Source organism: Streptomyces sp. NPDC048171, assembly GCF_043202655.1.
Classification (GTDB): Bacteria; Actinomycetota; Actinomycetes; order Streptomycetales; family Streptomycetaceae; genus Streptomyces.
The window spans coordinates 430,434-453,957 of the sequence record NZ_JBIDAU010000004.1 but is presented as its reverse complement, the minus strand read 5'-3'; the positions used below and the strand labels follow the sequence as shown (position 1 = coordinate 453,957).

19 protein-coding genes and 1 tRNA gene are annotated in these 23,524 nt (G+C 71.9%); 5 read left to right on the top strand and 15 right to left on the bottom strand.

The features are described from left to right. Positions 1-9: 9 nt before the first annotated feature. Both ACGF3J_RS13700 and ACGF3J_RS13695 read right to left on the bottom strand, forming a co-directional pair. Positions 10-2,250 carry an MMPL family transporter gene (locus tag ACGF3J_RS13700; protein ID WP_161329260.1) on the bottom strand — a complete coding sequence of 747 codons (2,241 nt, stop codon included), beginning with the start codon at positions 2,248-2,250 and terminating at the stop codon, positions 10-12. Between the two features lie 109 nt (positions 2,251-2,359). Beyond that, the gene (locus ACGF3J_RS13695) at positions 2,360-2,980 is read right to left on the bottom strand and encodes a TetR/AcrR family transcriptional regulator (RefSeq protein ID WP_161329261.1); all 621 of its coding nucleotides are present in this window, start codon (positions 2,978-2,980) and stop codon (positions 2,360-2,362) included. Positions 2,981-3,137: 157 nt separating this feature from the next. Here ACGF3J_RS13695 and ACGF3J_RS13690 point away from each other — a divergent pair, with 157 nt between their 5' ends. Further along, entirely contained in the window at positions 3,138-6,701 is a 3,564-nt protein-coding gene (locus ACGF3J_RS13690) for a S41 family peptidase (protein ID WP_161329262.1), read from the top strand. Between the two features lie 124 nt (positions 6,702-6,825). On the opposite strand, the gene ACGF3J_RS13685 is transcribed toward ACGF3J_RS13690, so the two are convergent. From ACGF3J_RS13685 to ACGF3J_RS13670, 4 genes are all read right to left on the bottom strand, one after another. Beyond that, a complete protein-coding gene (locus tag ACGF3J_RS13685) occupies positions 6,826-7,011 on the bottom strand; it encodes a hypothetical protein (protein ID WP_125495759.1) in 186 nt (61 codons plus the stop codon). Positions 7,012-7,099: 88 nt separating this feature from the next. After that, the gene (locus tag ACGF3J_RS13680; protein WP_122617505.1) at positions 7,100-7,993 is read right to left on the bottom strand and encodes an SDR family oxidoreductase; all 894 of its coding nucleotides are present in this window, start codon (positions 7,991-7,993) and stop codon (positions 7,100-7,102) included. After that, positions 7,990-8,934 carry an alpha/beta fold hydrolase gene (locus ACGF3J_RS13675; RefSeq protein ID WP_393854155.1) on the bottom strand — a complete coding sequence of 315 codons (945 nt, stop codon included), beginning with the start codon at positions 8,932-8,934 and terminating at the stop codon, positions 7,990-7,992. Before ACGF3J_RS13675 ends, ACGF3J_RS13680 begins: the two co-directional genes overlap by 4 nt. Then, positions 8,931-10,463, bottom strand: coding sequence for an NAD(P)/FAD-dependent oxidoreductase (locus ACGF3J_RS13670; RefSeq protein WP_161329264.1), 1,533 nt, complete (start codon positions 10,461-10,463; stop codon positions 8,931-8,933). Before ACGF3J_RS13670 ends, ACGF3J_RS13675 begins: the two co-directional genes overlap by 4 nt. Before the next feature lie 142 nt (positions 10,464-10,605). On the opposite strand from ACGF3J_RS13670, the gene ACGF3J_RS13665 reads away from it, so the two are divergent. Then, the gene (locus ACGF3J_RS13665) at positions 10,606-11,259 is read left to right on the top strand and encodes a MerR family transcriptional regulator (protein ID WP_161329265.1); all 654 of its coding nucleotides are present in this window, start codon (positions 10,606-10,608) and stop codon (positions 11,257-11,259) included. A 136-nt stretch (positions 11,260-11,395) separates the two neighbouring features. After that, positions 11,396-12,724 carry a recombinase family protein gene (locus ACGF3J_RS13660; protein ID WP_161329266.1) on the top strand — a complete coding sequence of 443 codons (1,329 nt, stop codon included), beginning with the start codon at positions 11,396-11,398 and terminating at the stop codon, positions 12,722-12,724. Between the two features lie 6 nt (positions 12,725-12,730). Here the strand turns inward: ACGF3J_RS13660 and ACGF3J_RS13655 are convergent, their stop codons facing one another. Further along, a complete protein-coding gene (locus ACGF3J_RS13655) occupies positions 12,731-13,534 on the bottom strand; it encodes an exodeoxyribonuclease III (protein ID WP_161329267.1) in 804 nt (267 codons plus the stop codon). Between the two features lie 69 nt (positions 13,535-13,603). Between ACGF3J_RS13655 and ACGF3J_RS13650 the strand changes: the two genes are divergently transcribed. After that, entirely contained in the window at positions 13,604-14,089 is a 486-nt protein-coding gene (locus ACGF3J_RS13650; protein WP_161329268.1) for a GNAT family N-acetyltransferase, read from the top strand. Positions 14,090-14,253: 164 nt separating this feature from the next. On the opposite strand, the gene ACGF3J_RS13645 is transcribed toward ACGF3J_RS13650, so the two are convergent. The 7 genes from ACGF3J_RS13645 to galU all read right to left on the bottom strand — a co-directional run bounded on the left by ACGF3J_RS13645 (position 14,254) and on the right by galU (position 19,867). Further along, positions 14,254-14,327: transfer RNA gene (locus tag ACGF3J_RS13645), tRNA-Ala, on the bottom strand. 84 nt (positions 14,328-14,411) lie between these two features. Continuing rightward, complete coding sequence (gene glpR, locus ACGF3J_RS13640) at positions 14,412-15,662, bottom strand: gephyrin-like molybdotransferase receptor GlpR (RefSeq protein WP_393854154.1); 1,251 nt, start codon at positions 15,660-15,662, stop codon at positions 14,412-14,414. 183 nt (positions 15,663-15,845) lie between these two features. Then, positions 15,846-16,481 carry a GNAT family N-acetyltransferase gene (locus ACGF3J_RS13635; protein WP_161332008.1) on the bottom strand — a complete coding sequence of 212 codons (636 nt, stop codon included), beginning with the start codon at positions 16,479-16,481 and terminating at the stop codon, positions 15,846-15,848. Continuing rightward, the gene (locus tag ACGF3J_RS13630) at positions 16,478-17,017 is read right to left on the bottom strand and encodes a molybdenum cofactor biosynthesis protein B (protein ID WP_161332005.1); all 540 of its coding nucleotides are present in this window, start codon (positions 17,015-17,017) and stop codon (positions 16,478-16,480) included. The genes ACGF3J_RS13635 and ACGF3J_RS13630 overlap by 4 nt, the downstream gene beginning before the upstream one ends. Then, positions 17,014-17,526, bottom strand: a complete 513-nt coding sequence (gene moaC / locus ACGF3J_RS13625; RefSeq protein WP_161332004.1) for a cyclic pyranopterin monophosphate synthase MoaC — start codon at positions 17,524-17,526, stop codon at positions 17,014-17,016. The genes ACGF3J_RS13630 and moaC overlap by 4 nt, the downstream gene beginning before the upstream one ends. An 86-nt stretch (positions 17,527-17,612) precedes the next feature. Further along, a complete protein-coding gene (glp, locus tag ACGF3J_RS13620; RefSeq protein WP_393854153.1) occupies positions 17,613-18,959 on the bottom strand; it encodes a gephyrin-like molybdotransferase Glp in 1,347 nt (448 codons plus the stop codon). A gap of 5 nt (positions 18,960-18,964) precedes the next feature. Next, positions 18,965-19,867 carry a UTP--glucose-1-phosphate uridylyltransferase GalU gene (gene galU / locus ACGF3J_RS13615; protein WP_122617559.1) on the bottom strand — a complete coding sequence of 301 codons (903 nt, stop codon included), beginning with the start codon at positions 19,865-19,867 and terminating at the stop codon, positions 18,965-18,967. Positions 19,868-19,960: 93 nt separating this feature from the next. Here galU and ACGF3J_RS13610 point away from each other — a divergent pair, with 93 nt between their 5' ends. After that, positions 19,961-20,575, top strand: a complete 615-nt coding sequence (locus tag ACGF3J_RS13610; RefSeq protein ID WP_161332003.1) for a 5-formyltetrahydrofolate cyclo-ligase — start codon at positions 19,961-19,963, stop codon at positions 20,573-20,575. Positions 20,576-20,637: 62 nt separating this feature from the next. Here ACGF3J_RS13610 and ACGF3J_RS13605 read toward each other — a convergent pair whose 3' ends face one another. Continuing rightward, positions 20,638-23,445, bottom strand: a complete 2,808-nt coding sequence (locus ACGF3J_RS13605) for a penicillin acylase family protein (RefSeq protein ID WP_161332002.1) — start codon at positions 23,443-23,445, stop codon at positions 20,638-20,640. Positions 23,446-23,524 lie beyond the last annotated feature (79 nt).

The window sequence follows — 23,524 nt, the reverse complement described above, 5'->3', positions numbered from 1 at the left end:
GGTGGCGGGTCAGGTGCGCACCAGTTCCCGGTCCTCGTCGGGGCCGGAGCCCCGCTCGTCGGCCGTGCGCAGTCCCTCGCCCTCGACGTCCACGTTGGGCAGGGCGCGGTCCAGCCACTTCGGCAGCCACCAGGCCTTCTTGCCGAGCAGCGCGAGCACCGCCGGGACGAGGGCCATGCGGACGACGAAGGCGTCGAAGAAGACGGCGATCGCCAGGCCGAAGCCGATCATCTTGACCATCGACTCGCTGGAGCCGATGAAGCCCGCGAAGACCGCCATCATGATGACCGCGGCCGCGGTGACGACCCTGGCTCCGTGCTTGAAGCCGGTGACGACCGCCTGGCTGGGCTTCTCCCCGTGGACGTACGCCTCACGCATGCGGGTGACCAGGAAGACCTCGTAGTCCATGGCCAGGCCGAAGACCACGCCGACCATGAAGATCGGCATCATCGACATGACCGGGCCGGTCTCCTCGACGCCCATCAGGCCGGACAGCCAGCCCCACTGGAAGACCGCGACGACCGCGCCGAGCGCCGCCATGACCGAGAGCAGGAAGCCGAGCGCCGCCTTCAGCGGGACCAGGATCGAGCGGAACACCACGATCAGCAGCAGGAAGGCCAGGCCGACGACGAGGACCAGGTACGGCAGCAGCGCGTCGTTCAGCTTCTCGCTGACGTCGATGTTCATCGCGGTCGAGCCGGTGACCAGGGTCTGCGCGCCGGTGTCCGCCTTGATGTCGCCGCCCGCGTCGCGGATGGCGTGCACCAGGTCCTCGGTCTGCACGGAGGACGGCTTGGAGTCCGGGATCACGCTGATCGTCGCCGTGTCGCCGCCCTTGTTGGGGGCGGGCGGGGTCACCGCCACGACACCGTCGAGGCCCTTGATCTCGTCGGAGACCTGGGTGAAGGCGTCCTTGGGGGCGTCGCTGGCCTTGGCGTCGACCACGACCATCAGGGGGCCGTTGAAGCCGGGGCCGAAGCCCTCGGAGAGCAGGTCGTAGGCGCGGCGCTGGGTCGTGGACGTCGGCTGGGAGCCGTCGTCGGGCAGGCCGAGTTCCAGGTCGGAGGCGGGGATGGCGGCGGCGCCGAGGCCTATCACGCCGAGGAGGAGGACGGCCAGGGGCCGGCGGACGACGAAACTCGCCCAGCGGGTGCCCAGGTTGGCCTTGGCCGGTTCGGCCTCCTTCGTCGGCTCGGTCTTCGCACCGCCCCGGCGACGGCCCAGGAGCCTGCCCTTCGCGCCGGCCGGCTTGACCCGGCGTCCGGCGTAGCCGAGCAGTGCGGGGATCATCGTCAGCGCGATCAGGACCGCGATGGCGACGGTGCCGGCCGCCGCGACGCCCATCTTGGTGAGCATCGGGATGTTGACGACCGCCAGGCCCACCAGGGCGATGACGACGGTGAGGCCGGCGAAGACGACCGCGGAGCCCGCGGTGCCGACCGCCCGGCCCGCCGCGTCCTCGCGCTCACGCCCCTCGGCGAGTTCGGCGCGGTAGCGGGAGACGATGAACAGGGCGTAGTCGATGCCGACCGCGAGGCCGATCATCATCGCCAGGATGGACGTGGTCGAGCCCAGCTCCAGCGCGCTGGCGAGGGCGGTGATCGAGGAGACGCCGATACCCACGCCGATCAGGGCGGTGAGCAGGGGCAGTCCGGCCGCGACCAGCGAGCCGAAGGTGATGACCAGGACGACCGCGGCGACCGCGATGCCGATGATCTCGGTGGCGCCGGTCTCGGGCACCGCCTGGAGCGCGTCGCCGCCGACCTCGACGGTCAGCCCGGCGTCGCGCGCCTGCTCGGCGGCGTCCTCCAGGGCGTGCTTGGTGGACTCCTCCAACTCCATGCCGGAGACGTCGTAGCGCACCGACGCGTAGGCGATGGTGCCGTCCTTGCTGACGGCCTTGCCGGTGTACGGGTCGGCGACCGAGGCGACCTCGGAGCCGTCCTTCAGCTCGTCGACGGTCTTCTCGACGGTCGCCTTGTTCCCGGCGTCCGACATCTTCTCGCCGGAGGGTGCCTTGAAGACGACGCGTGCCGTCGCCCCGTCGGCGCTCTGGCCGGGGAAGCGCTGTTCGAGCAGGTCGAAGGCCTTCTGGGCCTCGGTTCCGGGGATGGAGAAGGACGTGGTGCCGGCGGGCGGGGCGCTGGCCGCGCCGACGCCGGCGAGCGTCAGCAGGGCCACCCAGATCAGGGCGACGAAGTGCCGTCGGCGGAAGGCGAGCCGGCCGAGTTTGTAGAGGAACGTGGCCACGGGGGCGTACTCCCGGTCAGGTCGTGGGAACTTCGGGGCAGGGGTGAACGGCCCGACGACGTGAGCGGTGACGTCAGATGGGGCTCAGCAGGGGCAGCCGAGGGTTCGGCTACAGGGACGTGTCAGACGTGTCAGTGGTGGCGACGCCGAGTGCGGGGAGGATCACGGCGTCGATGTAGGAGGCGAGGAAGGCCCGGGTCGGCGGCTGGTCGTCCAGCAGCGTGCGGGTGGCGAAGCCGCCCACCATCATGTGGACGAGGAAGTCCAGAGCCGGACAGTCCGGTCTTATCTCGCCGCGGTCGACGGCGCGTTGCAGCACTCGCCGGAACTCCGCCATCTCGGGTTCGACCAGCTGGTCCCGGAACGCCTGTCGCAGGTCCGGATTCTGGTGCAGCGCCATGGCGACGCCGCGCATCAGCGCGGAGTTCTGCTCCATGGTGCAGTCGTCCTCGTGGGCCATCACGGCGTGCAGGTCGCCGCGGAGCGAGCCGGTGTCGACGTCGCCGATCTCGCCGGGCTTGTTGTGCCGGATGGCCTTGACGACCAGCTCGGCCTTGCCGCCCCACTGGCGGTAGAGCGTCGCCTTGCTGGACCGCGTACGGGACGCGACGGCGTCCATGGTCAGGGCGTCGTACCCGACTTCCCGGAGCAGGTCGAGCACGGCCTCGTACAGCTCGGCCTCGCGCTCGGGAGTGATCCGACTGCGACGCGCGGTGGTTGCCCCGGTCATCTCGCTCACTCCCCTCCAGTCCACTCTGTCAGAACGACACCGTTTCGTACACCATGAATGTACCCCGCCCACTAGCGAAACGAAACGGTTTCGTTCGTGTTCTGGGTCACGGTTGTCGGCTCGCCATAAGTTGCCGGTACCCGGAGCCCGGAAAAGCATGGGGTGGGTGAGCTATCTGCGCCTTCCGCACCTCAGTGGCGACCAGCTCTGCTTCGTGGCAGAGGACGACCTCTGGCTCGCGCCCCTCGACGGTCCGGGCCGCGCCTGGCGGCTCACCGTCGACCGCACCAAGGCCGGCCACCCGCGTTTCTCGCCCGACGGCCGGCAGATCGCGTACACCAGCTGGCGCAGCCTGGTGCCGGAGGTCCACCTGGTGCCGGTGGACGGCGGCCCCGGCCGGCAGCTCACCCACTGGGGCGGCTTCGACACCCGGGTCTGCGGCTGGTCTCCGCCCGATCCCGACGGCACCACCGCCGTCCTCGCCGTCGCCTCGCACGGCGAGCCCTTCTCCCACCTCACCTGGGCCTACAAGGTCGGCCCCGACGGCGACCCCGGCCGCAAACTGCCCTGGGGCCCGGTCACCGACATCCAGGCCGCCGACCTCGACGGGGAACGCCGGACCCTGCTGCTCACCGGCACCCCGCCGCACGAACCCGCCGCCTGGAAGCGCTACCGGGGCGGCGCCACGGGCCGGCTCTGGCTGCACGGGGAGCGGCTCCTGCCCGACCTCGGCGGACACCTGGCCGCCCCCATGTTCGTCGGCGACCGGATCGCCTTCCTCTCCGACCACGAGGGCGTCGGCAACCTCTACTCCTGCGCCCACGACGGCACCGGCCTGCGCCGCCACACCGACCACGACGCCTTCTACGCCCGCAACGCCGCGAGCGACGGCACCCGGGTGGTGTACCAGTGCGCGGGCGACCTGTGGATCGTGGACGACCTCGCGTCCGGCTCGGGGCCGCGCCGGCTCGACGTGCGCCTCAGCGGGCCGCGCGCGGGACGGCGTACGTACCAGGTGCCCGCCGCCCAGAACGTGGGCGGCATCTCCGTCGACGAGACGGGCCGCGCGAGCGCCGTCGTCGTACGGGGCAGCCTGTACTGGCTCACCCACCGCGACGGCCCCGCCCGCACCCTCGCCGACACCCCGGGCGTACGGGTGCGGCTGCCGGAGATGCTCGGCGAGAGCGGCCGGATCGCGTACGTCACGGACGCGGCGGGCGAGGACGCCGTGGAGATCGCCCACCTGCCCCGGGCGACCGGGGGCCGTGCGGAGCGGCGGGCGGCCACCGGAGGGCTCGGCCGGATCCTGGAACTGGCCTCGGACCCGGCGGGCGAACGCCTCGCCGTCGCCTCCCACGACGGCCGGCTGCTGCTGCTCGACGTCGCGGAGGAGGACGCGGGGGCGCTGGACGCGCGGGGTGTGGGGAGCCCTGCGGAGGACACGACGCGGGCCGAAGGGGCGGTCGGGGACGAAGGGGCGGGTGAGGCCGAGGGGGCGGTCGGGAACGACGGCTCTGCTCCGCCCGACGGCCCGGAGGGAACCGGCGGCCCGGCAGGAGCCGGCAGCCCGGCAGGAGCCGGCGGCCCGGCGGGAGCCGACGGCTCCGTCGCGGCCGGCGCACCGGCGGAAGCCGGTGCCCCGGAGAGCGGTGCCGGTCCGGCGGGGGACGCCGGCAGCTCCGGTACCGCCGGAGGCCGCGTCACCGAGCTGATCCGGTCCGTCAACGGCCCCGTGACCGACCTCGCCTTCTCCCCCGACGGGAGCTGGCTCACCTGGTCCCACCCGGGCATCGGACGCTCGCTGAGCCAGATCAAGATGGCCCGGATCAACGGGCAGAACGGGCACGACCCGCTGGTCGTCGACGTGACCGACGGACGCTTCGAGGACGAGAACCCCGTCTTCACCCGGGACGGCCGCTACCTCGCCTTCCTCTCCTGGCGCGGCTTCGACCCGGTGTACGACGTGCACACCGGCGACCTCTCCTTCCCGCTGGGCTGCCGCCCCTACCTGGTCCCTCTGTCCTCCGCGACCCCCTCCCCCTTCGCCCTCAACCCCGAGGGCCGCCCCGCCGCAGGCGGTCTGGACCCCCTGGAGGACGAACCCGGCGAGGGCGGCGCGGTCACCGTCGAGGTCGAGGGCCTGGCGAGCCGGGTGACCCCCTTCCCGGTCACCGCCTCCAAGTACTCGGCGCTGCAACCGGTCGCCGGGGGCGGCCTGGTCTGGCTGCGCTGGCCGATCTCGGGCGCGCTCGGCGAGACCTTCGCCAACCCGGCCGACCCCAGCGAGCGGCCCACCCTGGAGCACTTCGGCCTGGCCAAGGCGAAGAAGTCCGAACTGGTCGACCACCTCGACTGGTTCCGGGTCAGCGGCGACGGCACCCGCCTGGTCGTGCTCGACGAGGGCGACCTGCGCGCGGTGCCCGCCACCGAGGCCGGCGACAGCGACTCGACCACCTGGATCGACCTCCGCCGCATCCTGCACGTGGTCGACCCGCCCGCCGAGTGGCGCCAGGCCTACGACGAGGCGGGCCGCCTGACCCGCGCCTACTTCTGGGACCCCGGCATGTGCGGCATCGACTGGGACGCCGTCCTCGACCAGTACCGTCCACTGGTCGAACGGGTCGCCTCCCCGGACGAGTTCGCCGACCTGCTGCGCGAGGTGCTCGGCGAACTCGGCACCTCCCACGCCTACGTCGCCGCCGCCCGGCGCAACGAGGGCCCGGCCCACTACCAGCGCCGGCAGGGCCTGCTCGGCGCCAACTTCGTCTGCCGGGACGGCCACTGGGTGGTCAAGCGCATCCTGCCCGGTGACTCCTCCGACTCCAGGGCCCGCTCCCCGCTGGCCGGCACGGGCATCCGCGAGGGTGCCGTGCTGACCCACGTGGACGGCCGCCCGGTGGACCCGGCGGCCGGCCCGTATCCGCTGCTGGCGGGAGCGGGCGGTACGACGGTGGAGCTGACCTTCGCGCCGGCCGGGGACACCGAGGGGCCCACCCGCCGGGTCGCCGTCGTACCGCTGGCCGACGAACGCCAGCTGCGCTACCAGGACTGGGTGGCCAAACGCCGCGAGGTGGTCCGCGAGTTGAGCGGCGGACGGTGCGGCTACCTGCACATCCCCGACATGGGCGGCTCCGGCTGGGCCCAGTTCAACCGCGACCTGCGCATGGAGGTGTCCCGGCCCGCGCTGATCGTGGACGTGCGGGGCAACGCCGGCGGGCACATCAGCGAACTCGTCGTCGAGAAGCTCACCCGCACCATCCTGGGCTGGGACCTCACCCGCGACGCCCAGCCGGTGTCGTACGCCTCCACCGCGCCGCGCGGCCCGGTCGTCGCGGTCGCCGACGAGGCCACGTCCTCCGACGGCGACATGATCACCGCCGCGTTCAAGCTGCTGCGCATCGGCCCGGTCGTCGGGCAGCGCACCTGGGGCGGCGTGGTCGGCATGACCGGCCGGCACCGCCTCGGCGACGGCACGGTGATCACGGTGCCGATGAACGCGGCCTGGTTCGACGCGTACGGCTGGTCCGTGGAGAACTACGGCGTCGCCCCCGACGTCGAGGCGCTGCGCACGCCCCTGGACTGGGCCGAGGGCCGCTACCCGGTCCTTGACGAGGCGGTGCGGCTGGCGTTGGAGCTGCTGGAGATCAACCCGCCCGCGCAGCCGCCCGGTTACGCGGACGTACCGGACCGATCCCGCCCGCCGCTGCCGCCCCGGGAGTGAGAACCGCGGCCCGGCCGCCCGGACATGGCCGCCGGGACATGGCCACCCGGACATGTCCGCCCGGGCATGAGAAAGGGCGCCTCCCGTAGAACGGGGGGCGCCCCTTCACCTCAGCGGCGACGGATCAGGCGTTGTCGCGGTGCTGCTCGAAGCGGTCCTCCGCTTCGCGGCGGCGCGAGGACGGGTCCATCTCGTCCTCGTCGCGACGGCGGTCGCGGTTCTGGATCTGGTCCTTCGCCTGCTCGGCCCGCTGCTTGCCCTGCTGCTGCATGCGCTCGGCCTTGTCCTGGAACTGGTCCTTCATACCCATGTGGGTTCACTCCTGTGGTGATCGGGCCCGACCGCTTCGGCCGGGCGCTCGATCAGATTCACACGAGCCGTGACCCTGCGCATGTCGATCACTTACGGACCGTAGTCACACCTGACCGGCCCTGTTCGTCGGCCGCTCCGCCGGCGCCGACCAGGCCCATCCGGACCCCGTTCAGCCGGTCCCCGAACCGCCGCATCTCGCGCTGCCCGACGGTCCCGACGAGGGACGGCAGGTAGCCGCGCATGCCCTGCATGCCGCGCAGCCACCACTGCCCGTAGACGTGCGCGGAACGGCGCTCGATGCCCTCCACGAGCCGGTCGACCGCCGGGCCCAGCGGATACGTCTTGTTCGAGGGCCAGGGCAGCCGCTGCCGCAACTCGCGCATGACGTCGTCCTGGTCGGCGCCGCGCACCATGTCCGTGTCGGTCCACGAGAGGTAGCCGACGCCGACCTTCACACCGCGGTGCCCGACCTCGCCGCGCAGGCTGTGCGCGTACGCCTCCACACCGGACTTGGACGCGCAGTACGCGGACATCATCGGTGCGGGCGTGATCGCGGCCAGCGAGGCTATCTGGAGCAGGTAGCCACGGCTCTCCAGCAGCGCCGGCAGGAAGGCGCGGCCCGTCACCGCCGACCCGATCAGGTTGACCTCGATCACCCGCCGCCAGGACTCCGGGTCGGAGTCGACGAAGGGACCGCCGCTGGCCACACCCGCGTTGGCGACGACGATGTCGATCCGGCCGAAGCGCTCCTTGACCTCGGCCGCGACCCGGGCCATCGCCTCGTGGTCGGTCACGTCGGCGTGCCAGTGCTCGCTCTCGCTGTGCAGCCGGGCGGAGACCTGCTTCAGCGCGTCGGGCTCCAGCCCCACCAGCGCCACCTTCACGCCGCGCGCGGACAGCTTGCGGGCCAGCAGTTCCCCGACACCCCGCGCCGCTCCGGTGACGACGGCGACCCGCCCTTCCAGGCTCACCCTGCTCATGCGCTCTCCTCGGCGTGTACGGCACGCTCGCTGCGTGCGCTGGTTATGTGGGCGGCGGCGAGCGCCCGTATCTTGCCGGTGACCAGCTCCGGCGCCTCCACCGGCGTCATGTGGCCGACCCCCCGCAGCTCCGTCAGGCCCACGCAGTTGGGCAGCGCGGCGGCCAGCGACCGGGCCTGCACGGGCGGGGTCAGCCGGTCGGCGGTACCGACCACGACCTCCACCGGCATCCGCAACTCCCGTACACCGTGGTCGAGATCGAGCAGGTCGAGCACCCGCGACCAGCCGTGCCGGACCCGGCGCGGACAGGCGTGCACGATGCGGGCACAGGCCTCGATCATGTCCGGGCCCGAACCGGGCCCCATCGTCCCGTACCTGAGGATCCGCCGGGCGAGGGGCGTGACCGGCCCGAGCGGCGCCCGGGAGCCGAGGATCCGCCGGGTCAGCCAGGTGCGCACCCGGCCCTCCCCGAGCGGCACCACGGTGGCGGACGCCACCAGCCGCGAACTGCCCGTGCTGCACAGCAGAACGGCCGCCACGTGCTCGCGCACCGCGGACCTGGTCGCCGCGGCCATCACCGTCATCCCGCCCATCGAGTGCCCGGCGACCACCGCCCGTTCACCCGGCGCGAGCGTCGCCTCCAGGACGGCCTCCAGGTCGTCGGCGAGCGGCTCGGTGCCGTACGCCGGGTTCGCCGGGCTGCGGCCGTGGCCGCGCTGGTCGTAGGCGGCGACCCGGTGGTCTGCGGCCAGTTCGCGGACCTGCGCCGCCCAGAAGGAGGTCGAGCAGCACCAGCCGTGCGCCAGCACGACCGCGGGCGCCCCCTCGGGGCCGTGCACCTCCACGTGGATCCGGGCGCCGTCGGCGGCGGTGACGGTCAGTTCGCGGGCGGGGACGGGCGGGGCGTACCGGCCGTCGGCGTCACGCAGCAGGCGGCTCACGCGCTCACCTCCGCGGCCGGCTCGGCGTCGGCGGCGGGCCGGGCGGCGGGCGCGCGCAGCACCTCGTACTCCGCGAGGTCCACGCGCCGTGTCGCCCGCCGGAACTCGGCGGTCGTACCGGGCCAGACGGTGGTGTTGCGGCCGCTCGCGTCCAGGTACCAGCTGGTGCAGCCGCCGGTGTTCCACACGGTGCGCTTCATCCGCTCCTGCACCCGGTGGTTCCAGTTCCGCACGGCGGCCGGACGGGCGTCGAGGGCGGTGCGGCCGCCGAGGACGTCGATCTGGCGCAGGTAGTCGGCCATGTAGTTCAGCTGGGACTCGATCATCAGGATCATGGACGAGTTCCCCAGGCCGGTGTTGGGCCCGATGACCGTCATGAAGTTGGGGAAGCCCGCGGCCGAGGCACCGCGCAGCGCCTCCATGCCGCCCTTCCAGGTCTCGGCGAGGGTCCGCCCGTCCGCGCCCACGACCCGCTCGGCGATGGGCATGTCGGTGACATGGAAGCCGGTGCCGAAGATGATCACGTCGGCCTCGGTCTCGGTGCCGTCGGCGCCGACGAGGGTGGACCCGCGCACCTCGCTGAGCCCGGCGGCGACGACGTCGACATTGGGCTGGGCGAGCGCCGGGTAGTAGCTGCTCGACAGCAGGATCCGCTTGCAGCCGATGCGGTAGTCGGGGGTGAGCTTGGCGCGCAGCTCCGGGTCCTTGATCGCGGCGCCCATGTTGCGCTTGGCGATCCGCTCGATGAAGCCCAGTTCGTCGGGGTGCTTGGTGAAGGCCTGCACCTGGAGTTCCCGGATGCCCCACAGCAGCCCGCGCCGCACCTTGGTGGTGGCGGGCACCGCCCTGTGCAGGGCGCGCTCGACGCCGCTGATCGCCCGGTCCATGCGGGGCATCACCCAGGCCGGGGTGCGCTGGAAGAGGGTGAGGCGACCGGCCTTCGGCTGGACGGCCGGCACGATCTGGATGGCGGAGGCGCCGGTGCCGATCATGGCGACGCGCTTGCCGGTGAGGTCGTGGTCGTGGTCCCAGCGGGCGGAGTGGAAGACCTTGCCCGGGAAGGAGTCGAGCCCCGGGATGTCCGGGACCTTGGGGTCGGACAGCGGTCCGGTCGCGGACACGACGACGTCGGCGGTGAGGTTCCCGCTCGCCGTCTCGATCTCCCACCGCAGCTCCTCGCCGTCCCACGCCATCCGCTTCACCTCCGAGTCGAAGCGGAGGTGGGGACGGAGCCCGAAGGTGTCGGTGACGTGCTCCAGGTAGGCGCGGATGTGCTCCTGCCCGGAGAAGGTGCGCGGCCACTCGGGGTTGGGCGCGAAGGAGAAGGAGTACAGGTGGGACGGCACGTCGCAGGCGCAGCCGGGATAACTGTTGTCGCGCCAGGTCCCTCCGACGCTCCCCGCCCGCTCCAGCACGACGAAGTCCGTGATCCCTTCGCGCCGCAGCCGCACGGCGGCCCCGAGGCCACCGAAGCCGGACCCGATCACCGCCACCCGTACGTGTTCCTGAACCTGCTCGTGCTCGGCCATCCCGGAGCCTCCACGCTTAGCCTGGACCGTCTGGAACCATGCCAGTGAACACTGGCGCAATGGGAGAGTAGAACAGCTCCGTACTCATGGGTAGGGGTCACGCGAAGGAAAGTTACCGGCGGTACGACTTAAGGTCGGTGACGTGACCGAGAAGCGTGAATACCGCATGGAGGAACTGGCCGGGCTGGCCGGCATCACGGTGCGCACCCTGCGCTTCTACCGCGAACGCAAACTGATCCCGCCGCCCCGCCGCGAAGGCCGCATAGCCTGGTACGACGACCATCACCTCGCCCGCCTGCGCACCATCGCGGCGCTCCTGGAACGCGGCCACACCCTGAACGGCATCGCGGAACTCGCCGACGCCTTCGACCACGGCCGCGACGTCGGCGACCTGCTCGGCCTCGGCGAGCCCACCGAGGAGACCCCGGTCCGCCTCACCCCCGAGGAACTCGCCGCCCGCTTCGAGGGCGAGGTCACCCCCGAGAACCTCGCCGCCGCGATGGACCTCGGCTACCTGGGCACCGACGGCGACGAACTCGTCCACATCAGCCACAGCCTGCTGGAGGTCTCCTCGGCCCTGGTCCGCGAGGGCATACCGCTCGCCGAGGTCCTCCAGGCCGGCGCCCGCGTCCGCGAACACGCCGACGCCCTCGCCGAACTCTTCACCGCCTTGATCCTCCGCCACGCCCCCGAACAGGACCTCCACCGCCTGCGCCCCCTGGCCCGCAGCGTGGTGGAGGCAGAACTCTCCCTGGCCCTGGACCGACGGACCCGGAAGCGGGCGGAACCTTCCTGACCCGTTCACCCCATCGGGTCACTTATCAGGAAACTGGTAACGCAAGTCAGTTCCCGCTCCGACAGTGAGATCGAAAGGCCCCGGCGGCTGTGCGACCAGCCCCGGGGTACGGCCGACACTCCCCAGGAGCGCCGACATGCCCCAGCGTAGCCACGGACCGTCCCCTCAAGGCTCGATCGCCGCAACCGCGCCCCAACAGACCAGAGCGCTCGGTGTGCTGCGCATCAGCCAGCTCACGGAGGTGACCACAGCACCAGACCGACAGCGCGCCACGATCCACCGGTGCGCACAGCGGCTCGGCTTGACCATCGTGGCCGAGACGGCGGACCTCGGCGTATCGGCCCGCAGCAAGTCCCCGTTCGAACGGCCGTCACTGTCGATCTGGCTGCGCCATCCCACGGAGTACGACGCCATCGTCTGGTCACACGTCGACCGAGCGGTACGGTCCTTGGCGCACATGGCCGAACTCCTCGCCTGGGCCCGACGGCACACGCGGACACTCGTATTCGGCGGACAGGGCGACGACAGTCCGATCGTCGTGCGACCCCAGACCGACGACGCGGTCATCCAGCGATGCATGGACCTGGCCAAGGTCGCCGAGCAGGAGGCCGAGACTCTTTCCGCCCGGCTGACCAGCAGTCACGCCGCATTGCGCATGATCGGCCGCTACGGGGGCGGCCTCGTTCCGTTCGGCTACCGGAAAGCGCCCCACCCGTCCGGCAGCGGCTGGTGCCTGGCCCCGGACCCCGAAGCCGCCGCCGTGGTCCACGCCATCGTGGCGGACGTGGAAACGGGGTCGTCCCTCATCGCGATCGCGCGAAGGCTCAACGACGCCTGCGTACCGGTCCCACGAGACCGTCATGCCCAGCTCCAGGGCCGCCCCACGGGCGGCCGCCGTCACGGGCGCGACTTCGAGCGGTTCCGGTGGACGTCCGGCACCCTGTCCAAGGTGCTGCGCAGTCCGTCGCTCATAGGGCACCGGATCCACCAGGGACAGACCGTGCGGGACGGCGAGGGGGCACCCGTGCTGATCGGTCCGCCGTTGCTGACGGAGGACGAGTTCGGCCGCCTGCAGACACTACTGCGAGCCCGCTCGAGCCACAACCATCACAGAAACCCCACGAACGCCATGCTCACTGCGGTCGCCCACTGCTCGGGGTGTGATGGGCGCATGTACTTCGCCGCGCGCAAGGGCCGTCCCCATGGCGACTACGCGTGCCGGGCGACGGCTCGCGGCGACGTGTGTTCCGCGCCCGCGTCGATGCGCTCGGACTGGCTGGAGTCCTACACGGTCGCTCGGTACAAGGAGGTCACCAGCAGCGAGGTGCCGGTGACCCGCGAACTGCTCCTCGCCAGCGGCGCTCGCGTCAACGTGGCCAAGGGGCGCTGCGGCGGTGGTCCGGCCAGGCTGGCCGGACCGGACACCTCGCGACTTTCCTTCACCCTCGGCAACTCCTCGTCGTGAGGTCCGTCACGACTCGAAGACCACCGTCACGGGTGCGTGGTCCGACCACCGTTCCGCGTGGCTGGCTGCTCGCTCGACAAACCCCTTGACCGCGCGGGCGGCCAGTGCCGGGGTAGCGGCGGCGAGATCGATTCTCCAACCTGAATCGTTATCAAAGGCCCGCCCCCGGTACGACCACCACGAGTACGGCCCCTCGACGTCGGGGTGCAGTGCGCGTACGACGTCCACGTAGCCGCCCTCGGCCGGGTCGAGGACGCGGCTCAGCCAGTCGCGTTCCTCCGGCAGGAAGCCGGAGTTCTTCTTGTTGGCGCGCCAGTTCTTCAGGTCGGCCTCGCGGTGGGCGATGTTCCAGTCGCCGCAGACGACGACCTCGCGGCCCTCGGCGGCGGCGCGTTCGCGCAGTTCCTTGAGGTAGGCGAGGAACTCGCCCATGAAGCGGACCTTCTCGTCCTGGCGCTCGGTGCCGACCTCGCCGGACGGGAGGTAGAGGGAGGCGACCGTCACACCGGGCAGGTCGGCCTCGACGTAGCGGCCACTGCCGTCGAACTCGGCCGAGCCGAAGCCGACGCGGACGGCGTCGGGCTCGCGGCGGGTGTAGAGGGAGACGCCGGCCCGGCCCTTGGCGGCGGCCGGCGCGTGCGTGACGTGCCATCCGTCGGGCGTACGGACGTGCTCGGGCAGCTGCTGGGGCTCGGCCCGCACCTCCTGGAGGCACAGCACGTCGGCGGTGGTGTCGGCGAGCCACTCCACGAAGCCCTTCTTCGCGGCGGCGCGCAGACCGTTCACATTCACGGAGGTCACGGTGAGCACCAGGGCACGATACCGGCACACTGGACGGTGCCCCGATCCCGGATCTCGCATTAATATACGGTAGGTAGCATGAACATTCGCCGAGTCGCCTTCGACCACCCCGACGCCGTCAAGCTCAACGACGAGGTCCAGGCCGAGTACGACGTGCGCTACGGCGACGGCGGCGACGCCACGCAGCTCGACCCGTCGGACTTCGCGCCGCCGAACGGCCTCTATCTGGTCGCATACGACGAGAACGAGGTCCCGGTCGCCTCGGGCGGCTGGCGCCGCCAGGACGCCAACGACGAGGGGAACCTCGACGGGGACGCCGAGCTGAAGCGGATGTTCGTCATAGAACAGGTGCGTGGCCGCGGGGTGGCGCGCCGCATCCTGGCCGCCCTGGAGGAGGACGCCCGTACGGCAGGCCGGGCCCGGATGGTGCTGGAGACCGGCACCAAGCAGCCGGAGGCCGTGGCCCTGTACCTGTCCAGCGGGTACGAGCCGTGCACGAAGTTCGGCTACTACCGCTTCCACGAGGACAGCCTCTGCTACGCGAAGGCTCTCCAGGCCCCCTAGGGCCTCGCCTCCTCGTCGCCCGCGCCGTTCAGCACGACTCTGACAGCGGATCAGGTTGGTGTGACACCGCGCACAGGGTCGCGCGGCGGCACGCGCGGTGGGCCGGGAAACGTCGAAGGTCCCGTCCGGTCGTGATGACCGGACGGGACCTTCGACAACGTGCGTGGACCTGTGGGGATTTGAACCCCAGACCCCCTCGATGCGAACGAGGTGCGCTACCAGACTGCGCCACAGGCCCTTGCAACGAGTGAAACTCTAGCACCCCTCCCGGCCTGCTCAAAAATCCGTTTCCGGGGCGGCGACGGGACGGCCCCGGACGGGTCTACTCGTTGGCGGCGCGGGGGCGGCCGCCGTCCTCGTACTGGTCGAAGAGCGGTGTGCGGCCGCGCTCCCGGGCCCGGCGGGCGGAGGCGGCGCGGCGGGCGTCGCTGCGGGCCGGTGTCTCCGTGCGGTCCTCGGCGGGATCGGCGGCGCGGTCCGGCGCGGGGGCGGACACCGCGTCCTCCTTTTCGGGGGTGACGGCGCTGGAGCGGGCCGAGCTCCAGGCGTCGGGCGCCGCGAGGTCCACGTCGGGTGTGGCGCGCGGGGCGACCGGGGCGGTGACGTAGGTGGGCAGGGGCACCGGTACCGGGTCCCAGCTGTCGCCCCGCGGGCGTCCGCGGGGGTCACGCTGCTGGTCGACCCACTCGGCGTGGTCGGTCTGCTCGACCAGTGCCCGCCGGTCCGCGGCGAGCGCGGAGAGCCCGGCGTCGGCCTCCGTCTCCGGCCCGTCGTCCAGTTCCTCGGCGTCGGCGTCGCCGACGGAACCGACGGGGTCGGCCGGCGTGCGCCTCCCCGGCGGCCGGGGGCCGCGGTCGCGCAGCCGCTGCGCGGCGACCTCGGCCTGGCGGCGGTCCATCTGGAAGGCGAACCGGCGGCGTTCCTGCGCGCGCAGGTAGGCGATGTAGGCGCTGAGCAGCAGTGCGGGCACGCCGGGCGCCCACAGGAAGGCGAGTCCGCCGACCGCCGCGACGACCGAGCCGAGCGTGAAGGCCAGGAACAGCATCACGGTGGTGCGGCGGCGGCGTGCGAGGACCTTGGTGCGCCTGGCGCGGGCCGCGGCCTCGGCGGAGACGGGTGCGCGGCGGGCCTGCGGTACCCGCCCCCGCGCCGCTGCGGCGCCGGAGCCGGTGGTGCGGCCCGCGGGTTCCGGGGACGTGCCGGATCTGGGACCCGGCGCGGGTGCGCCCGGCTCCGGGCGGGCCTTCTCGGGCCGCTCCGCGGTGTGCTGCGGTGGGGTGGGCCGGGTGTGCCGTCGGGTCCGGGACACGGCGAAGGCCCGGACGTCCACCGAGTCGGTGGCGGCGTCCGGGGCGTCGGCGTCGGGCTCCGCCTCGTCGGCGGGGCGCGACCGCAGGTCCTTGGCGTACCGGCGCTCCATGCCCGCCCGTCCGGACAGCAGCCGGATGGCGGTGCTGAAGCGTTCCGTCGGACGGGCCTCGTTCAGCTCGTCCTGCCTACGGAGCCACATCGGCACCAAGTAGGCGGCCCAGGCCCCGACGATGACTGCGTAGATGAGGCCGCTGCTGCTCACGCCTCACACGGTAGAGGGGTTTCCGTGAGGCCATCCGCCAATTGGGCCGGTGTGTCGCACGATCTGGCTGATATTTCGAACTTTTCTTGTGATCGATGCGATCAGCAGACCGTCAGAGTCGCGCCCGAGAGGCGAATTTCTCTGCTTCGGACGATCGCCATCCGATCATTTTCGAACGTATATTCAATTTCCCGTGTTCGGCGCGCTCCGGTCCCGTGACCGGTGCCAGCGCCTCAGCAGACCCTCCGGCACCTCCTCCGCGGTGAGCGCGAAGACGAGATGGTCGCGCCATGCGCCGTCGATGTGGAGATAACGCGGCCTGCGGCCCTCCTCGCGGAATCCGAGTTTCTCCACCACCCGGCGGCTGGGCGCGTTCTCGGGTCGAATGCAGACCTCGACGCGGTGCAGTCCGACGGTGCGGAAACAGTGGTCCACGGCCATCGCCACGGCCGTCGGCATCACGCCGCGTCCGGCCACCGACTCGTCCACCCAGTAGCCGACGTGGCCGGAGCACATCGAGCCCCAGGTGATGCCGGCCACCGTCAACTGCCCGGCCAGCCGCCCCTGGTACTCGATGACGAACGGCAGCATCCGCCCCGCGTTCGCCTCCGACCTCAGGTGCCGCACCATCTGCCGGTAGGTCGGCCGGTGCGTGAGCGGGCCGCCGGGGCCGGGCGGCGGAATGGTGGCCTCCCAGGGGCGCAGCCAGTCGCGGTTGCGCCGGTTGACCTCGCGCCAGGCCCGCTGGTCGCGCAGCCTGATCGGCCTCAGGACGATGTCGCCGTCCCTCAGCTCCGCGGGCCAGGATGGGCTGTTCAGCTCGCACCCCCTCCGGTGCCGGGTCTGGGGTGGTCGCCGCCCCGGAGCTGGTCGACGGCGTGGATCAGCAGCGGCTCCAGCACGGCGAGGCCGTCCTTCACCCCGCCGGAGGAGCCCGGCAGGTTGACGATCAGCGTGCCGCCCGCCACTCCGGCCAGGCCCCGGGAGAGCGCCGCGGTGGGCACCTTGTCCCGGCCGTACGCCCGGATCGCCTCCGCGATGCCCGGGATCTCGTGGCCGATCACCGCCCGGGTGGCCTCGGGGGTGCGGTCGGTGGGCGAGATGCCGGTGCCGCCGGTGGTCACGATCACGTCGTAGCCGGCCTCGGCGCCCGCGCGCAGGGCGGCCTCGACGGGGTCGCCGTCCGGGACGACCTGCGGGCCGTCCACGGCGAAGCCGAACCGGCGCAGGCCGTCGGCGACCAGAGGGCCGCCCTTGTCCTCGTAGACCCCGGCGGCGGCCCGGTTGGAGGCGGTGACCACCAGGGCGCTGTACGGGGCGAGGAGGGCGCCCCCTGCCGACGTGTCCGGTGTCATGACCGGCTCCAGTCGCCCGACTTGCCGCCCGTCTTCTCCTCCACCCGCACGTCCGTGATGACCGCTCCCTTGTCGACCGCCTTGACCATGTCGATCACGGTGAGCGCGGCGACGGTGACCGCGGTGAGGGCCTCCATCTCGACGCCCGTGCGATCCGTCGTCTTCACCGTGGCGGTGATCTCCACGGCGTCGTCCGCGACCGACAGGTCCAGTTTCACACCGGAGACCGACAGCGGGTGGCACAACGGGATCAGGTCCGGGGTGCGTTTGGCGCCCATGATGCCCGCGATCCGCGCGGTGGCCAGGGCGTCGCCCTTGGGGACCCCCTCGCCGCGCAGCAGCTCCACCACGCGGGGGGCGACGAGGACGCGCCCGCTGGCGCGCGCGGTGCGTGCGGTGACGTCCTTGCCGGACACGTCGACCATCCGGGCGGCGCCCGCCTCGTCGATGTGTGTCAGCCGGCCCTGCGGGTCCCGTCCGCCGTTCGGGGTTCGGTCCTGCGTACTCATGCTTGTGTGGCGCTCCCGGTCCTGGCCCGGCGCGGTGCGGCGCGTGGGCCTGCTGTGCGCGACACGCTACCGGCAACCGGGCGGGGTCAGCCGAGCAGGACCACCTCGACCTCGGCGCCCGGCTCGACGGACTCGGTGTCCTCGGGGACGACGATCAGGGCGTCGGCGTGCGCGAGGGCGGCGATCAGGTGGGACCCGGAGCCGCCGACGGGGGTGATTGAGCCGTCGGCGTAGGTGCCGCGCAGGAACTGGCGGCGGCCCTTGGGCGAGGTCAGCGGCTTCTTCGCGGACAGGGTCGCGGTGACCGTCGGCCGGTGGACGTCGGGCAGGCCCATGAGGGTGCGGATCGCCGGGCGGACGAACAGCTCGAAGGAGACGTACGACGACACCGGGTTGCCGGGCAGGGCGAGCAGCGGGGTGTGGTCGGGGCCGATGGCGCCGAAGCCCTGGGGCTTGCCGGGCTGCATGGCGAGCTTGCGGAAGTCCACGCCGCTGCCCGGCTCGTCCTCGTCGCCGACGTGCGCCAGCGCCTCCTTGACCACGTCGTAGGCGCCGACGCTCACGCCGCCGGTGGTGACCATCAGGTCGGCGCGGACGAGCTGGTCCTCGATGGTGGCCCGCAGGGTCTCGGCGTCGTCGGCGACGGCGCCCACCCGGTAGGCGATGGCGCCGGCGTCGCGGGCGGCCGCGGTGAGGGCGAAGCTGTTGGAGTCGTAGATCTGACCGGAGGCCAGCTGCTCGTCGGGCTGGACGAGTTCGCTGCCGGTGGAGAGCACCACCACGCGCGGGCGGGGGCGGACCCGGACCTTGCCCCGGCCGATCGCGGCGAGCAGGCCGATCTGCGGCGGGCCCAGGACGGTGCCGGCCTCCAGGGCCCGGTCGCCGGAGCGGACGTCGCTGCCCTTGGCGCGCACGTGGGCGCGTGCATCGGCCGGCCGGTAGACGTGCACCTGTCCCTCGGCGCCCTCGGGGGCCAGGCTGCGGGCCCGCATGCCGGAGACCGGGCCCTGGCCGAGTCCGCCGTCGGTCCACTCCACGGGGACGACGGCCTCCGCGCCGGGCGGCAGCGGGGCGCCGGTCATGATGCGGGCCGCCTGGCCGGGGCCGACGGAGGGCGGGTCGGCCTGGCCGGCGGCGACGTCCCCGACGACCTCCAGGACGGCGGGGAACTCCTCGCTGGCGCCCGCGACATCGGTGACCCGCACCGCGTACCCGTCCATCGAGCTGTTGTCGAAGGGCGGCAGGGACAGCGGCACCGTGACGTCGTCGACCAGGACGCAGCCCTGGGCGTCGAGCAGGTTCAGCTCGATGGGTTCCAGGGGGCGGACGGTGGCGAGGACGTCGTCCAGGTGGTCCTGCACCGACCACAGCCGGTCCGGACCGGCGTCCGCGATGGCGTGGTCGTGTCCGGTGTCACGGGGCGCGCTGCTCAACGTCGTTACATCTCCTCGGCTACGTAACTGCGAAGCCAGGTCCGGAAGTCCGGTCCCAGGTCTTCACGTTCGCATGCGAGTCTGACAATGGCACGCAGATAGTCGCCCCGGTCACCGGTGTCGTAGCGGCGGCCCTTGAAGACGACGCCGTGCACCGGACCGCCGGCCTTCTCGTCGGCGGCCAGCTGCTGGAGGGCGTCGGTGAGCTGGATCTCGCCGCCGCGGCCGGGCTCGGTCTTGCGGAGTATGTCGAAGATGCGCGGGTCGAGGACGTAGCGGCCGATGATGGCGTAGTTGGAGGGGGCGTCGGCCTCGTCGGGCTTCTCGACCAGCCCGGTGACCTTGACCACGTCGCCGTCGCCGGTCGGGGCCACGGAGGCGCAGCCGTAGAGGTGGATCTGTTCCGGCGCGACCTCCATGAGGGCGATCACGCTGCCGCCGTACTGCTCCTGGACGTCGATCATGCGCTGGAGGAGCGGGTCGCGCGGGTCGATCAGGTCGTCGCCGAGCAGGACCGCGAAGGGCTCGTGGCCGACGTGCGGGGCGGCGCACAGTACGGCGTGGCCGAGGCCCCTGGGGTCGCCCTGGCGGACGTAGTGCATCATCGCGAGGTCGCTGGACTCCTGGACCTTGGCCAGCCGGCCCGCGTCGCCCTTCTTCTGGAGGGCGGACTCCAGTTCGTAGTTGCGGTCGAAGTGGTCCTCCAGGGGGCGCTTGTTGCGGCCCGTGACCATGAGGACGTCGCCGAGGCCCGCGGCCACGGCCTCTTCGACCACGTACTGGATCGCCGGCTTGTCGACGACCGGCAGCATCTCCTTGGGAGTGGCTTTGGTGGCCGGCAGGAACCGGGTACCGAGCCCGGCTGCGGGGATGACAGCCTTGCTGATCCTGGGGTGGGACTGAGTCATGCGCGCCACCATATCCGGTGCCTATAGGGAGAATCTGTGACTCAGGATCATTGGCGCTCATATGAGCGCATTAGAGCGGTACGGGAGCGACCAATGCCACACACCGGCCCCGCGGACGAACCTGACAAGCGGACCTTGCGGCGGGAGATCCTCGCGGTGAGGAACAGGTTGACCGCCGATGACGTGCGGGAATCGGGGGACGCGCTGGCAGCGCGGGCGCTCGCGATGCCGGAGGTCGCGGGGGCGCGCGCCGTGGCGGCGTACGTCTCCGTGGGCGCCGAGCCGGGCACTCTCGCGCTGCTGGACGCGCTGTGCGCGCGGGGCGTGCGCGTCCTGCTGCCCGCCCTGCTGCCGGACAACGACCTGGACTGGGGCGAGTACACCGGGGCGGACTCCCTCGCACGCGTGCGGCACGGCGGGCGGATGGACCTGTTCGAACCCGCCGGTCCCCGCCTGGGGCCGGACGCGGTGACGGCGGCCGACGTGGTGCTGCTGCCGGGGGTGGCGGTGGACGGGCGGGGCCTCAGGCTGGGGCGCGGCGGCGGATCGTACGACCGGGTGCTCGCCCGCCTGGAGCGGTCGGGCGCGCGTCCCGCGCTGCTGGTGCTGCTGTACGACCGGGAGGTCGTCGGGCGCGTCCCCGCCGAGCCGCACGACCGGCCGGTGGACGCGGTGGTGACGCCGTCGGGGGTGCGCAGGTTCCGCTGAACTCCGGGCACGGAAACGGCCCCCACGCGTGCGTGGGGCCGTTTCCGTCGCGTCGGTGCCGCCTAGGGCTTGAGCACCAGGGTGTCGCTCGTGCTCTCGTCGACCGCCTTCTTGGAGAAGGACCACGGCAGCAGTTCGCCGTCGGCCCACTTGTCCGTCTGGTCGGTGTAGTGGGCGCTGTAGGCGTGTCCGGAGGCTCCGGTGAGGTTGATCCACCGGGACTTGTCGAGGTCGCCGAGGTTGACCACCATCCGCATGGACGGCACCCACACCACCCCGTAGCCGCCGGCCGCGTTCCAGCCGGCGGCGTTGACCGCGGCCTCGCCGCCGCTGAGCTTCCACGGGCCGCGGTTGAGGGCGTACTTCACGAAGCCGGGGCCCTCGGTGCCCAGGGTCTGGTTGTTCAGGAACAGGCGGTGCAGCCGGCCCCAGTTCCAGGTGTCGATGTCCTTGCCGAGCTTGGCGGTCAGCTCCCAGCGGGCGTCGATCATGGCCCGCTTGAACAGGTCGTCCCGGTTGTTCTCGGCGCCGTCGCGGGCGCCGGAGTCCGGCGTGGTCCACCAGGCGCTCTTGGGGTTCTGCATCTGGGTGCGGACCACCTCGAACCAGCGGTCGCCGCCGTCCGGCTGGGCCTGGTCGGCGTCGCGCCGGCCGCACTCGCGGACCTTGTCGACCTCGTCCGCGGGCCCGGTGGTGTTGACCGGGTCGACCCACAGGCACTGGCCCTTGACCCGCAGCTCCTTGGGGAGCTTGTTGCCGAAGGCCAGCTTGAGGACGTTGCGCCAGACGGCGTTGAAGTACGCGGCGGCGGCCGAGTCGGCGTCCTGGGTGTAGTCCCAGCCCTCCAGCAGCTTCTGCGCCTCGCGGACGTCCTTGTCGCCGACGTCGATCTTGAGCAGTTGGGGCACGAGCAGCTTGGCCATCTCGCTGCTGTTGTCCAGCTGCATCTGGCGCATGTCGTCGGTGGAGATCTTGCCGCCGTCCTTGATCTTCTGCTCGATCAGGGAGGTGATGCGCTGGCTGCGGGTGCCGTAGCCCCAGTCGGTGGTCAGCGTGTACGGGTAGTCCTCGCCGACGACGGCCTGGTTGGCGGTCACGATGTAGCCGCGCTCCGGGTCGTACTCGTAGGGCAGCTCGTCCTGGTCGATGTACTCGCCGGTCCACCGGTACTTGGAGCTCCAGCCCGGCGCCGGGACCGAGCCGTCGTGGCCCTCGGCGCGCACGGGGATCTTGCCGGGCAGGGTGTAGCCGATGTGCTCGCTGTCGGCGTAGACCAGGTTCTGCGAGGGCACGTCGAAGAGGGTGGCGGCCTCGCGGAAGTCGTCCCAGTTCCTGGCCCGGTCGATCGCGAAGACGGAGTCCATCGTGTTGCCCGCGTCGAGCGCGGTCCAGCGCAGCGCGACGCCGTAGCCGTCGCCGCGGTCGGGGGCGGCGGTGTCGACGGTGGCCCGCTTGCCGGTCTGCACCAGTTCGCTGTCGCGGTCGGACAGGAGCGGGCCGTTGTTGGTCTCGCGCACGACGATGGTCTTGGACTCACCGCCGGCGACCTTGATGGTCTCCCGCCGCGTCTGGAAGGGCACCACCTTGCCGTCGTACTGGTATCCCTCGCCGGTGATCTTCTCCAGGTAGAGGTCGGTGACGTCGACGCCGGAGTTGGTCAGGCCCCAGGCGATCTGCTGGTTGTGGCCGATGACGACGCCGGGCATGCCCGCGAAGGTGTAGCCGGACACGTCGTACTGGCACTTCGCGGAGACGGTCCTGCAGTGCAGGCCCATCTGGTACCAGACGGACGGCAGGGACGGGGACAGGTGCGGGTCGTTGGCCAGCAGCGGCTGTCCGGTGATGGTGTGCTTGCCGGACACGACCCAGGAGTTGGAGCCGATGCCGTTGCCGTTCACGCCGACGGCGGTGGGGAGGTCGTCCAGGACGTCCTGGAGGCCGGACAGCTGGCCTTCGAGAGCGTTGCCCGTACCGGTCCCTATCTCCGTGCCGCTCCCGGTACCCGTACCGGTGCCTGTTCCGGTATCGGTGCCCGTGCCCGTTCCGGAGCCGGACGAGGAGTCGTCGCCGCCGGACGAGCCGCCGCCGTCGAAGGTCTTGGTCAGGTCGTCGTACTGCCCCTCCTGGACGATCGCCTTGTTCCGGTCGTACGGATACGCCGGGTACAGGTCGGCGATCTGCTTGGGGCCGAGGCGGCTGGTCATCAGGGCGCGGTCGACCTCGTCCTGCATGTTGCCGCGCAGGTCCCAGGCCATCGCCTTGAGCCAGGCCACCGAGTCGACGGGGGTCCACTCCTGCGGCTTGTAGTCGTTGGTGAAGCCGAGGGCGGCGTACTCCAGGGAGATGTCCTTGCCGTCCTTGCCCTTCAGGTAGGCGTTGACTCCCTTGGCGTACGCCTGGAGGTACTTCTTCGTGGAGTCCGACAGCTTCTCGTCGTACTCCTTCTTCGCCACCCGGTGCCAGCCCAGCGTGCGCAGGAACTCGTCGTTGTCGACCTGGCTCTTGCCGAACATCTCCGACAGGCGCCCGCCGGTCATGTGCCGGCGCACGTCCATCTCGTAGAACCGGTCCTGCGCCTGGACGTAGCCCTGCGCCATGAACAGGTCCTCGTCGGTGGAGGCGTAGACCTGCGGGATGCCGTAACCGTCGCGCTTGACGTCGACCGGGCCCGACAGGCCGTCCAGCGTGATCGATCCCTTGGTCTGCGGGAAGGACGCGCGGACGGTGCTGATGGACCAGTACGCCCCGTAGGCGAGGCCGCCGATGATGGCCAGCACCAGCACGAGGACGAGCAGGCGCCCTTTGCGCCCCTTCTTCCTGCCGGACGTGCCGGGCTGCTGACCCGTGGAGGCGGTGGTGTTGGGGGGCATCGCTGTCCTTGCTGTCCTAACACGAGCGGCAGGGGCGGGCTGTGCTTTGTACTGAGCGCTGGAGCAACTGTAGGCGCAG

Coding starts and splice junctions, on each gene's coding strand:
- ACGF3J_RS13680 (WP_122617505.1), bottom strand. CDS start 7,993: ATGAGCAGGGTGAGCCTGGAAGGGCGGGTCGCCGTCGTCACCGGAGCG.
- moaC (WP_161332004.1), bottom strand. CDS start 17,526: ATGAGTACGCAGGACCGAACCCCGAACGGCGGACGGGACCCGCAGGGC.
- ACGF3J_RS13695 (WP_161329261.1), bottom strand. CDS start 2,980: ATGACCGGGGCAACCACCGCGCGTCGCAGTCGGATCACTCCCGAGCGC.
- ACGF3J_RS13690 (WP_161329262.1), top strand. CDS start 3,138: ATGGGGTGGGTGAGCTATCTGCGCCTTCCGCACCTCAGTGGCGACCAG.
- ACGF3J_RS13685 (WP_125495759.1), bottom strand. CDS start 7,011: ATGGGTATGAAGGACCAGTTCCAGGACAAGGCCGAGCGCATGCAGCAG.
- galU (WP_122617559.1), bottom strand. CDS start 19,867: ATGACTCAGTCCCACCCCAGGATCAGCAAGGCTGTCATCCCCGCAGCC.
- ACGF3J_RS13670 (WP_161329264.1), bottom strand. CDS start 10,463: ATGGCCGAGCACGAGCAGGTTCAGGAACACGTACGGGTGGCGGTGATC.
- ACGF3J_RS13610 (WP_161332003.1), top strand. CDS start 19,961: ATGCCACACACCGGCCCCGCGGACGAACCTGACAAGCGGACCTTGCGG.
- ACGF3J_RS13660 (WP_161329266.1), top strand. CDS start 11,396: ATGCCCCAGCGTAGCCACGGACCGTCCCCTCAAGGCTCGATCGCCGCA.
- ACGF3J_RS13630 (WP_161332005.1), bottom strand. CDS start 17,017: ATGACACCGGACACGTCGGCAGGGGGCGCCCTCCTCGCCCCGTACAGC.
- ACGF3J_RS13605 (WP_161332002.1), bottom strand. CDS start 23,445: ATGCCCCCCAACACCACCGCCTCCACGGGTCAGCAGCCCGGCACGTCC.
- ACGF3J_RS13650 (WP_161329268.1), top strand. CDS start 13,604: ATGAACATTCGCCGAGTCGCCTTCGACCACCCCGACGCCGTCAAGCTC.